10 protein-coding genes are annotated in these 11,360 nt (G+C 47.6%); 8 read left to right on the forward strand and 2 right to left on the reverse strand.

Annotated features, from left to right (window positions below; all coding sequences use genetic code 11):
• Positions 1–151 precede the first annotated feature (151 nt).
• The 7 genes from KSW37_RS03845 (at position 152) to rsxA (ending at position 5,821) form a co-directional block, all read left to right on the forward strand.
• Positions 152–580, forward strand: a complete 429-nt coding sequence (locus KSW37_RS03845; RefSeq protein ID WP_254368545.1) for a SoxR reducing system RseC family protein — start codon at positions 152–154, stop codon at positions 578–580.
• 84 nt (positions 581–664) lie between these two features.
• Positions 665–1,507, forward strand: a complete 843-nt coding sequence (locus tag KSW37_RS03850) for a Fe-S cluster domain-containing protein (protein ID WP_117692396.1) — start codon at positions 665–667, stop codon at positions 1,505–1,507.
• Positions 1,508–1,509: 2 nt separating this feature from the next.
• Positions 1,510–2,862 carry an electron transport complex subunit RsxC gene (rsxC, locus tag KSW37_RS03855; protein WP_217313381.1) on the forward strand — a complete coding sequence of 451 codons (1,353 nt, stop codon included), beginning with the start codon at positions 1,510–1,512 and terminating at the stop codon, positions 2,860–2,862.
• Between the two features lie 70 nt (positions 2,863–2,932).
• The gene (locus KSW37_RS03860) at positions 2,933–3,934 is read left to right on the forward strand and encodes an RnfABCDGE type electron transport complex subunit D (RefSeq protein WP_217313382.1); all 1,002 of its coding nucleotides are present in this window, start codon (positions 2,933–2,935) and stop codon (positions 3,932–3,934) included.
• A 13-nt stretch (positions 3,935–3,947) separates the two neighbouring features.
• A complete protein-coding gene (locus tag KSW37_RS03865) occupies positions 3,948–4,622 on the forward strand; it encodes an RnfABCDGE type electron transport complex subunit G (protein ID WP_217313383.1) in 675 nt (224 codons plus the stop codon).
• Between the two features lie 6 nt (positions 4,623–4,628).
• The gene (gene rsxE / locus KSW37_RS03870; RefSeq protein ID WP_217313384.1) at positions 4,629–5,213 is read left to right on the forward strand and encodes an electron transport complex subunit RsxE; all 585 of its coding nucleotides are present in this window, start codon (positions 4,629–4,631) and stop codon (positions 5,211–5,213) included.
• Positions 5,214–5,218: 5 nt separating this feature from the next.
• On the forward strand, positions 5,219–5,821 hold the full coding sequence (gene rsxA, locus KSW37_RS03875; protein WP_006848658.1) for an electron transport complex subunit RsxA: 603 nt from the start codon (positions 5,219–5,221) through the stop codon (positions 5,819–5,821).
• Positions 5,822–6,013: 192 nt separating this feature from the next.
• Here rsxA and KSW37_RS03880 read toward each other — a convergent pair whose 3' ends face one another.
• On the reverse strand, positions 6,014–6,997 hold the full coding sequence (locus KSW37_RS03880; protein ID WP_217313385.1) for a hypothetical protein: 984 nt from the start codon (positions 6,995–6,997) through the stop codon (positions 6,014–6,016).
• 316 nt (positions 6,998–7,313) lie between these two features.
• Here KSW37_RS03880 and KSW37_RS03885 point away from each other — a divergent pair, with 316 nt between their 5' ends.
• Positions 7,314–8,795 (forward strand): tagaturonate reductase, encoded by a 1,482-nt coding sequence (locus KSW37_RS03885; protein ID WP_217313386.1) that lies wholly within the window; start codon positions 7,314–7,316, stop codon positions 8,793–8,795.
• A gap of 135 nt (positions 8,796–8,930) precedes the next feature.
• On the opposite strand, the gene KSW37_RS03890 is transcribed toward KSW37_RS03885, so the two are convergent.
• Positions 8,931–10,922 (reverse strand): KUP/HAK/KT family potassium transporter, encoded by a 1,992-nt coding sequence (locus KSW37_RS03890; protein WP_217313387.1) that lies wholly within the window; start codon positions 10,920–10,922, stop codon positions 8,931–8,933.
• Positions 10,923–11,360: the final 438 nt, after the last annotated feature.

The raw sequence follows: 11,360 nt of genomic DNA on the forward strand, positions 1-11,360 counted from the left end.
AAAAAAAGTGTTTTTGCTTTTAATTTGTTTTCAAATACCCCGATTTTTAGGGCATAGATAACGTTTACGCTCCTTTTTCATATTTTCTTTTCGATTTTGTTTGCCATTTCTAAATAATGTAGTATCTTTGCACTTGAATTGCAAAAATGCAATGTCAACATTACAAATGAACAATAAGATTAAACATTCTGGCATCGTAGAAAGCGTAGAAGAAGGTTGTGTGTGCGTTCGCATCGTACAGTCGTCAGCCTGCAGCGCTTGCAAGGTGGCTGCCCATTGTACGGCATCTGAATCGAAAGAGAAGATGATTGAGGTTCCTACCTCTGAGGCGTCTCTCTACCGCAAAGGCGACAGCGTAGTGGTGACGGCTGATTCGGCTGTAGGATTCAGAGCCAGTTTCTATGGCTATCTGTTGCCGTTGATACTGATGGTGATAGCTTTGGTCGGTGTACTGAAAGCTACTCACTCTGAAGGAGCCGCAGCGCTCTCGGCATTGGGTATTCTCGTTCCATACTATGTGGTGCTCTACTTATTCAGAAACAAACTTAAAAACAAACTGAGCTTCTCTATTGAATCATAGGGTACGTGATGTACTTCTGTAGTTTAAGTGGAGAACTCTTGTTTTAAAACAAAGAAAAAATAACAAAACAAAACACAAACAATTATGAATTTTATTTTGATTGCTGTCTTGGTTCTCGGAGCAATCGCGCTGATTGCAGCGTTGGTTCTCTTCGGTGTATCTAAGAAGTTTGCCGTCGAAGAAGACCCTCGTTTGGGCCAGGTAGGAGAGATTCTGCCAGGTGCCAACTGTGGTGGTTGCGGTTTTGCCGGATGTTCCGGTATGGCTGCAGCTCTGGTGAAGGGGGCTGATGCCGGTTCTATCGATGGACTGATGTGTCCGGTAGGTGGTGCTGACGTGATGGGCAAGGTAGCCGACCTTTTAGGTATGGCAGTAGCCAATACCGAGCCAAAGGTGGCCGTGGTACGTTGTAATGGTACTTGCGAGAATCGTCCTCGCATTGCCGAGTATGATGGTTTGCACACTTGTGCAGCTATGAATTCATGTGGTGCTGGCGAAACAGGCTGTGGATTCGGCTGTCTGGGTTGTGGCGATTGCGTGGCTGCCTGCCAGTTTGGCGCAATCTCTATCAATCCTGAAACTGGCATTCCTGAGGTTGATGAAGAGAAGTGTACAGGTTGTGGTGCTTGTGCCAACGCTTGTCCACGTCACATCATCGAGCTCCGTAAGAAGGGTCCTAAGGGCCGTAGAGTTTATGTTCAGTGCGTAAACCACGACAAGGGCGCTGTTGCCAAGAAAGCTTGTAGCGTTGCTTGCATCGGATGCGGTAAGTGCCAGAAAGTCTGCAAGTTTGATGCTATTACGATAGAGAACAATGTGGCTTATGTTGACTTCAACAAGTGCCGCATGTGTACCAAGTGTGTTGACGAATGCCCAACCGGTGCTCTCGTAAAAGTTAATTTCCCAGTTAAGAAAAAGGAGGAATAATCATGAATTTGAGAACTTTTAGAATTGGTGGAGTTCACCCAGAAGAGAATAAGATTACTGCCGAGATGGCTACTCAGGTAGCTCCTCTCCCTAAGCAGGCTATTTTTCCACTTGGTCAGCACATCGGTGCTCCTGCCAAGCCTGTAGTTGCCAAGGGCGACAAGGTGAAGGTGGGAACACTCATCGCTGAGGCTGGTGGCTTTGTGAGTGCTCCTATTTACAGTTCCGTATCAGGAACCGTGTTCAAGGTAGATACATCTATTGATGCTACCGGTTATCGTAAGCCTTGTATTATTATTAATGTAGAAGGCGATGAGTGGGAGGAGAGTATCGACCGCTCTGAGAAACTCGAAACGCTTGAGGCTCATTCCGACCTCACTCCTGAGGAAATCGTAAACCGCATCAAGGTGGCTGGTGTGACAGGTATGGGTGGTGCCGGTTTCCCAACCTTCATCAAGCTTTGTCCTCCTCCTGGAGCCAAGGCAGAGTGCGTGATTATCAACGGTGTAGAGTGTGAGCCTTATATCACAGCCGATTATCGTCTGATGATGGAGCATGCTGATGAGATTCTCGTTGGCTTGAACCTTCTGATGAAGGCGGCTAAGGTAGAGAAGGGCTACATCGGTATCGAGGATAACAAACCTGCTGCCATCAAACTCTTCGAGGAGAAGACAGCCAATGATTCTCGTATCGAGATTGTTCCTCTTGCCAAGAAATATCCACAGGGTGGTGAGAAGCAGTTGGTAGATGCGGTTATCCGCCGCCAGGTTCCTGCTCCTCCAGCTATTCCTGTCAACGTTGGAGCAATTGTTCAGAATGTAGGTACTGCCTTTGCTGTTTATCAGGCAGTTATGAAGAACAAACCTCTCTTCGAACGCTATACTACCGTTACCGGTAAGCAGGTGAAGAATCCAGGCAACTTCCTCGTGCGTATGGGAACTCCATTCTCTCAGATGATAGAGAACTGCGGAGGTTTGCCAGAGGGCGACAACAAGGTATTGGCAGGTGGTCCGATGATGGGTAAGGCTGTAATCAGCCTCGACGTACCTGTAACCAAGGGAACCAACTCCATCACCGTATTGACCGATGCTGATGCTCATCGCAAGAAGGCTCAGCCATGTATCCGTTGTGCCAAGTGTGTGGAAGCCTGCCCAATGGGTCTGGAGCCATACTTGCTCGCTACCTTGAGCGTAGTGAAGGATTATGAGCGCCTTGAGGCAGAAGAGGTAACATCCTGCATAGCCTGCGGTTCATGCCAGTTCACCTGTCCTTCACATCGTCCTATCCTCGATAATATTATCAATGGTAAGGGTGCGGTAATGGGCATTATCAGAGCTCGCAACGCTAAGAAGTAATCCCTTTTATCAAAAGAAGAGATACTTCAATCAAGAGAAATTTCATTGACGAAAGAATTTAAAAGAAAAAATGAGTAAATTAATCGTTTCATTATCGCCACACGCTCATGGAAATGAGAGCGTAGAGAAGAACATGTACGGAGTGATTATCGCTCTTGTGCCTGCCATCCTCGCTTCTTTCTATTTCTTCGGCTTGGGTTCAGCAGTCGTACTGCTCACCTCTGTGGCAGCCTGCGTCTTCTTTGAGTGGGCAATTACAAAATATCTCCTGAAGGAGGAGACCAGCTTGCTCGATGGTTCTGCCATCATCACCGGTCTTTTGCTCGGCATGAACTTGCCAAGTAACCTTCCTCTCTGGATCATCATCATCGGTGCCTTGTTTGCCATCGGTGTAGGTAAGATGAGCTTCGGCGGTTTGGGTAACAATCCTTTCAATCCTGCGCTGGTTGGACGTTGCTTCCTGCTCGTCAGCTTCCCTGCCCAGATGACTTCATGGCCTGTTGCCGGACAGATGCTCAGCTATACAGATGCAACAACGGGTGCTACTCCGCTGGCTATCATGAAGACAGCCATCAAGACGGGCGATGCTTCTGTTCTCAACCAGTTGCCTGATGCGATGAGCATGCTCTTCGGTGCTACAGGCGATACTTTCGGTGCCGGAACTACCGGTGAGGTTTGTGCCGTTGCGCTCTTGCTCGGTTTGGCTTACATGCTCTGGAAGAAAATCATCACCTGGCATATTCCTGTCAGCATCATCGCTACCGTATTCGTATTCAGCGGTTTGATGCATTTGGCTAATCCTGTTTATGCCAATCCTTTTGCAGTCATCTTCAGCGGTGGTCTGATGCTCGGTGCCATCTTCATGGCTACTGATTATGTAACCTCTCCAATGACTCACAAGGGCATGCTTATCTATGGTGTATGCATCGGTCTGCTGACCATCATCATCCGTAACTGGGGTAGCTATCCTGAAGGTATGTCGTTCGCCATTCTTATCATGAATGCGTTCACACCTCTTATTAACACATACGTTAAACCAAAGCGCTTCGGTGAGAAGCCTGCTAAGAAATAAGGAGGACAGAGACATGCAGAAATTAGAATCATCATTAAAGAACATGGTGCTTGTGCTGGTGGGCGTTGCGCTCATCGTAGGTGCTGTTCTTGCATATATCAATCATCTTACATCTGGTCCTATCGCCGAGAAGGCTGCACAGAGTCTGGCTGCCGGTATTAAGAGTGTGATGGGTACAGAAGAACTCCAGGTGGCTGAGCCTGAAGAGGTAAAGCAGGAGTTTGGCGGTAAGGAATTCACTTTCACCATCCACAAGTGCTCTGACAAGAGCGGCAAGCAGCTGGGTGCTGCCGTAGAGAGTACAACCGGTGGTTTCGGTGGCGATCTGAAGGTGCTCGTAGGCTTCGATACTGAGGGCAAGATTATGGGTTATACTGTGCTTCAGGCTTCAGAAACTCCAGGTTTGGGTGCCAAGGCTGCTACCTGGTTCCAGAAGGACGGAAAGGGTAGCATCATCGGTAAGACTCCAAAGGATGGCGACCTCCACGTATCTAAGGACGATAAGAGTGGCAATGCAGTAGATGCCATCACTGCTTCTACCATTACCAGCCGCGCCTTCCTCAAGGCTATCAACCAGGCTTATGCCGTTTATGCCAAGAAGGATGTTGACGGCGAGAGCGGTGCATCTCAGAAAGCAGATGCAGAGAGTGGTGCATCTAAAGTTGAACATAACGAAAAGAAAGGATAAACCGATATGAGTAATGTTAAGATTTTGATGAACGGACTCATCAAGGAGAATCCAACCTTCGTGTTGCTTCTCGGTATGTGTCCTACTTTGGCTACAACAACCAGCGCCATCAATGGTCTCTCTATGGGATTGGCTACCATGGCGGTGCTGATCTGTACCAACTTTGTTATCTCCTGTATCAAGAAGATTACACCCGATATGGTTCGCATCCCTGTGTTTATCGTAGTGATTGCAGCCTTCGTTACTATCCTTCAGATGGTGATGAGCGCTTATGCTCCTGACAGCATCAACCAGGCATTGGGTATTTATATTCCGCTGATTGTAGTAAACTGTATTATTCTGGGTCGTGCAGAGAGTTTCGCTGCCAAGAATTCTCCGGTTGCCAGTCTGTTTGATGGCATTGGTTGCGGTTTGGGTTTCACGCTCGGTCTTACCATTCTCGGTAGTGCCCGTGAGATTCTCGGTGCCGGAAGCGTATTCGGAATCACCCTGTTGCCAGAGACCACCAACATTCTGGTGTTCATTCTGCCTCCTGGAGCGTTCCTCACATTGGGATACATTATTGCTATATTTAATAAGGTTAAGAAATAGAAATTATGGAATATTTATTGATATTTATCTCTGCGATATTCGTCAACAACATCGTCTTGTCGCAGTTCCTCGGTATTTGTCCGTTCCTGGGCGTATCGAAGAAAGTTGATACAGCCATCGGAATGGGTGGTGCCATCGCCTTTGTCTTGACCCTGGCAACCATCATTACCTGGTGTGTTCAGAAGTATGTGCTCGATCCGTTCGGCTTGCAATATCTCCAGACCTTGGCTTTCATCCTCGTGATTGCAGCCTTGGTTCAGATGGTAGAGATTATCCTGAAGAAGGTTTCTCCTGCGCTTTATCAGGCGCTCGGTATTTTCCTTCCGCTCATTACCACCAACTGTGCCGTTCTCGGTGTAGCCATCCTGGTGATTCAGAAGGATTACAATCTCCTTGAGAGCGTGGTTTACGCCTTCTCTACCGCTCTCGGTTTTGCCCTGGCGCTTATCGTTTTCGCCGGCATTCGCGAACAGCAGGCTTTGGTCCGTATTCCTAAAGGCATGCAGGGCGTAGCTATCGTCATGGTAACTGCAGCGCTTCTCAGCCTTGCCTTCATGGGATTCTCGGGCGTAGATGGCGGTTTGAAATCGCTCTTCGGATTGGAGTAATTCTTTTACTTAAAGTTGATAAAATAATAATGGGAATTTGCGAACGGTGTAACCCGATGCAAATTCCCATTTTCTGTACTTGATTTTTCTTACTCTCTTACCTGAGGTACTTGTTTTCTTAACTCTCTTACTTGAGGTCTTGATTTTTAACTCTCTGTTTTATAAACTTGAAATTATAACTCTTTCTGTTTCTTATCTTCTGTGTCCGAAGCTTCCACCGCCATTGCTCTTGCTAGGTGTAGAAGAGCGAGGGGTGAAACCGCCACCTGTAGAACGGTTGCCGGAACCGCTGCTGAATGAACGGCTCATGCTGCTGCCGCTTCGGTTTCCACCGAAAATATTGCTTCTTCCGCTTCCGAAGCTGCTGTTGCTCTGGCGGCTGCTGTTTCCGAAACCACGGTTGTTGCTAGTGCTGCTGTTGCTGCTTCCGAAACCACGGTTAGGGCGACTGTTGCTGTTGTTGCTTCCGAAACCGCCATTGTTCTGTGGTCGGTCGTTGTTATTTCCGAAGCCTCCGTACTGAGGGCGGCTGCTGTTTCCGAAGCCAGCGTTGTTGTTAGGGCGGCTTGCATTACCGAAACCACGGTTTGGGTTCATCTGAGGTCTGTTCTCGCGGTTCATGTTGCCGAATGATCTTCCTCTGCCGTAATCACCACGGTTGAATCCGTCTCTCATACCTACTCTAGGATGTCCACCAGGGTGAGGTCCGCCGAAACTTCTTCCGTAATACCAGCTTCTGTTTCCGTTTACTCTCCAGCTATGACCTCCACGGTAAGAAACGTAGAAGTGAGGGCGACCGAAGTAGAAGTAGTCGCGGCGAGGATAGCGGGCGTAGATGCCGAAGTGCCAGTAACCTGCGTTCCAGTAGAGCGGACGGTAGAAGTAGGTGGCATTGATATATGTTCTATACTGCCAGTCGAGCAGGATGTAGCTCAAATCCATGTTGCGCTGGCGCCAGTAAGCACCATAGAGGTCATCGTATGTATCTACACTCATCAGGTAGTCGAGGTTTACCTCGTAAGCTGCCTCATACTGGTCTTCCGTAAGATTGAGCTCGTAAGCCATCTTGTCTGTCAGGAAGAGAGCCTGCTGTCTTGCCTGCTCATAACTCATTGCAGAAGCGGTAGTGAATGTCATCATGAACATGGCTACCAGAGCTATTATCATTCGTTTCATAATCGTATATTTTTTAATTGTTATACTTCATGTTTCTTTTTCTGGTGCAAAGATACGATGTTTTTTGTTCCCTCGGGCGGGATTTCCCCTAAAGGGGTGGGGGAAAATCCCTACTTCTTTATTTTGTGCCTGCGCAGTTCTATATATAATAAGGTATAGAACCGGAGTGGAGCGTAAAGGTTTGCGTGAAGATTTTCGCTGTTTTTGGAACAATCAAACGAAATATTTACTACCTTTGCACTCAGAAAAAACAATCTGATGAATAGATTGTAATTTAAAGCGAAAAGTAAAATAATAAATATAAAATAAACAAATCATGAAAGAGCTAAAAGCATTAAACAAGCGCACTGCTCCTAAGAGCGTCGCTCCAGAGAAAATCATTCAGTTTGGTGAAGGTAACTTCCTCCGTGCATTCGTAGATTGGATTGTATGGAATATGAATAAGAAGACCGACTTCAACGGTTCTGTCGTTGTAGTACAGCCATTGGCTGGTGGTATGGTTGACTGGTTGAACGGTCAGGACTGCCTCTATCACGTAAACCTTCAGGGTAAGGAGAACGGCCAGGCTATCAATACATTGGAGCGTATCGACGTTATCAGCCGTGCGTTGAACCCATATTCTCAGAACCAGGCTTTCATGGCTTTGGCTGAGCAGCCAGAGATGCGTTTCATCATCTCTAACACTACAGAGGCTGGTATTGCATTCGATGACTCTTGCAAGTTTACAGATGCTCCTGCAGCTTCTTATCCAGGCAAGTTGGTTCAGCTTTTGTTCCACCGCTATAAGTTCTTCGAGGGCGACCCAACCAAGGGTATGATCCTGATGCCATGTGAACTGATCTTCCTCAATGGTCACCACCTCAAGGAGTGCATCTATCAGTATATCGAGCTTTGGAAGGAAGACATGGGTGCTGATTACGAAGGCTTCAAGGAGTGGTTCACAAACCACTGCTACGTTTGCGCTACATTGGTAGACCGCATCGTTCCTGGTTTCCCACGCGACACCATCAAGGAGATTCAGCAGAAAATTTGCTACAAGGACAACCTCGTAGTTAAGGCAGAAAGCTTCCACCTCTGGGTTATCGAGAAGGCTGAAAACATGACAGTAGAGCAGATGCAGGAGGAGTTCCCAGCTCACAAGGCAGGTCTCCACGTGCTTATCACAGATAATGAGAAGCCATACCACGAGCGTAAGGTTACTCTCCTCAATGGTCCTCATACAGTATTGAGCCCTGTTACATACCTCAGCGGTGTGAACATCGTTCGCGATGCTTGCGAGCACCCAGTATTGGGCAAGTACATCCACAAGGTACAGTTCGAGGAGTTGATGCAGACTCTGAACCTCCCTATGGATGAGCTGCAGAAGTTCGCTTCTGACGTATTGGAGCGTTTCGAGAATCCATTCGTAGATCATCAGGTAACAAGCATCATGCTCAACTCATTCCCTAAGTTTGAGACTCGTGACCTCCCAGGTGTCAAGATTTACCTGGAGCGTAAGGGCGAGTTGCCACAGGGCTTGGTATTCGGTCTTGCAGCTATCATCACTTACTATAAGGGTGATGTTCGCGAGGATGGTGCTCCTATCCAGCCAAACGATGACCAGAAGATTATGGACAAGCTCACCGAGCTTTGGGCTACCGGCGATACTCAGAAGGTAGCTGAGGGCGTATTGGGCTTCGACTATATCTGGCACGAGGATTTGAACAAGACAGTTCCTGGCTTGACTGAGTTGGTTAAGAAGGATCTTGACCTTATTCAGGAGAAGGGCATGTTGGAAGCTGTTAAGACTATCCTCTAATTAAGATGTTCGTTCATAAATCAAATAACGATTTATATTTGATAAAAGTTATAAGGTTTTGTGTTAGTTGTTAGCATTCATTTTCATGCTAATTAATAAAGGCGGGGAGCTTGTGAAAGCGCCTCGCCTTTTTGCTTATTGTCTGCTTTGTGATGTTTCAGAATCCTTAATGACCTTAATGACCTTGGCCTTAATGACCGGATGGTTGATGATGAGCGGCACTCTTTCTACCACTACCATGGAAGTGTCGAGGCCCAATGCCTTAGGCTCGTCAATACCTATCTTGCTGATAAGAGCGTAGATACTCATCAGCAGGTTCTGTTGGCGATTATCTGAACTCTCTGGGTAATATACGCGGTGAATGATGATGAATCGGAAATCGCCCGGAATTCCGTATTTGCGCAGCGAAGGATAGGTGCTTCGCAAATCTACCTTTCCGTCTGTTACCAGATCTTCCACCACTTGTCGCAGATAGAGACTCACCCTAGGCTCTATGCGGAAGCCAATGTGCATGGTTACGCTGTAGAGGGTGTCGGGAATCAGGGTCTCGCAGTTGTACTCCAGCGTATCAGGTGTGTCAACAAACTCCATGTTGATAAGCCAGTAATGGTCAGCACGTTTCGGCTGCTTGTTGATGATGGAGTAGAGCAACTTGTCATCTACGGCACCTTCCTTGTTGGCGTGGTTCACATAAACCAGGTTGGAAGCATATTTAGGGATGCTCTCGTCGGCCTTGATGTCGGAGATAATCTGATAATAATCATCCAGCGGTTTGGTGCTGATATAATGGCGGCGTATCTTCATGGCTTTCACCCACACGTACATCATCAGGAACAGGATTCCGCCAATGAGCATCGTACACCATCCACCTGCAAGAAACTTTGACAGATTGGCAGTCAGGAAGATGGCTTCGATGATGCAGTATGCGCCCATAAACAGCATCGTGAAAATCCGTGCCACTCCCTTGCTGTGCAGGTAGAAACCGAGCAGCAGGGTAGTCATCAGCATGGTGATGGTGATGGCGAGTCCGTAGGCTGCCTCCATGTGCGAGGAGTCGCGGAAGAGCAGGATGATGAGAACCACGCCGATGTACATGGCGAGGTTGATCATCGGGATATAGAGCTGCCCCTTAACATGGGTAGGATGCTTGATTCGCATGCGCGGCCAGAAGTGCAGGTTCATGGCTTCGCTTAATATGGAGAAGGTTCCGCTGATGAGTGCCTGGCTCGCAACGATTGCCGCACCCGTGGCCATGATGATGGCGAAGAACAGCATGCTCTGCGGCATGATGGCAAAGAACGGATTCACTGCCAGTGCCGTATCTGCATGATTCAGCACCCATGCTCCCTGTCCCAGATAGTTGAGAATGAGCATGGTCTTTACGAAGCCCCAGCTGATGGCGATGTTCTTTCTGCCGCAATGTCCCAGGTCGGAATAGAGAGCCTCGGCACCGGTAGTACAGAGAAATACGGCACCCAGAATCAGAAACCATTCAGGCGATTTTGCCAGCAGCATGGCAGCATAATAGGGGTTGAAAGCCTTCAGTATCAATGGGTAAGACGTGATGCTGAAAGCTCCCATCACGCCCAGCAGCAGGAACCATAGCAGCATAAATACGCCAAATGATTTGCCAATACTCTCTGTGCCAAACCGCTGCACGAAGAAGATGATGGTGATGATGGCAAGGGTGATGGGGATAACTGGCAGGTTGGGACTGATGCTTTCGAGTCCTTCGATGGCTGTGGTCACGGTGATGGCAGGGGTGATGATTCCGTCTGCCAGCAGGGTGCTTGCGCCAATGATGGCCAGTAGGTAAATCCACTTGTACTTGAGTCGGCGCAGCAAGGCATAGAGGGCGAGGATGCCTCCCTCGCCATTGTTGTCGGCACGCAGCGCCACGCATACATATTTGATGGTGGTCTGGAGGGTGAGTGTCCAGATGATGCATGACAGGGCGCCCAGGATGGTGCTCTCGCTGATGCTTTCGCCCGTATGCAGGATGGCCTTCATCACATAGAGAGGTGATGTTCCGATGTCTCCGAATACAATGCCTAATGTAACGAGCAATCCCAGGAAGCCTACTCGGTGATGATTGCAGGCTACTGAACTTTCTGCTTTTTCTTTCATTTTTCTTCTCTTATTTAAATTAAATATTATCCTTTTGGAACATAAAAATGTCCTTTGTGATTATAAATTTGCGTGCAAAGGTATAAACATAAGAGGCAAGACAGAATTTGTTTAACAAGATTTATCGGATTTAACCTTTATTTTTTGGCGATATGATGTAAATCTTTCATGACCGGACTCTTTGGGGGATTGAAAAATGAAAATGACCGGAAATGAAAAAGAAAAAGCCCCGCAGGAATACTACCTGTGGGGCTTGAATCAACTTAAAAAAATAAATATGATGAAATCCTTTCCGAAAATCGGCTAGATGTGGAAATCTACCAACTTCAGCCATCGCTTGACATCAAACGACGGACAGTCTTTGTGAACGTTTGGCAAATCGTGGTGGCCCAGTATCTCTGCATCAGGATAGGAGAGGCAGAGGCTCTCCAGAAGCGA

Source organism: Segatella copri (assembly GCF_019127135.1).
GTDB lineage: Bacteria > Bacteroidota > Bacteroidia > Bacteroidales > Bacteroidaceae > Prevotella.

Excerpts from the sequence above, each read along its gene's own strand:
- KSW37_RS03845 (WP_254368545.1), top strand. The coding sequence starts at position 152 with ATGTCAACATTACAAATGAACAATAAGATTAAACATTCTGGCATCGTA.
- KSW37_RS03850 (WP_117692396.1), top strand. The coding sequence starts at position 665 with ATGAATTTTATTTTGATTGCTGTCTTGGTTCTCGGAGCAATCGCGCTG.
- rsxC (WP_217313381.1), top strand. The coding sequence starts at position 1,510 with ATGAATTTGAGAACTTTTAGAATTGGTGGAGTTCACCCAGAAGAGAAT.
- KSW37_RS03860 (WP_217313382.1), top strand. The coding sequence starts at position 2,933 with ATGAGTAAATTAATCGTTTCATTATCGCCACACGCTCATGGAAATGAG.
- KSW37_RS03865 (WP_217313383.1), top strand. The coding sequence starts at position 3,948 with ATGCAGAAATTAGAATCATCATTAAAGAACATGGTGCTTGTGCTGGTG.
- rsxE (WP_217313384.1), top strand. The coding sequence starts at position 4,629 with ATGAGTAATGTTAAGATTTTGATGAACGGACTCATCAAGGAGAATCCA.
- rsxA (WP_006848658.1), top strand. The coding sequence starts at position 5,219 with ATGGAATATTTATTGATATTTATCTCTGCGATATTCGTCAACAACATC.
- KSW37_RS03880 (WP_217313385.1), bottom strand. The coding sequence starts at position 6,997 with ATGAAACGAATGATAATAGCTCTGGTAGCCATGTTCATGATGACATTC.
- KSW37_RS03885 (WP_217313386.1), top strand. The coding sequence starts at position 7,314 with ATGAAAGAGCTAAAAGCATTAAACAAGCGCACTGCTCCTAAGAGCGTC.
- KSW37_RS03890 (WP_217313387.1), bottom strand. The coding sequence starts at position 10,922 with ATGAAAGAAAAAGCAGAAAGTTCAGTAGCCTGCAATCATCACCGAGTA.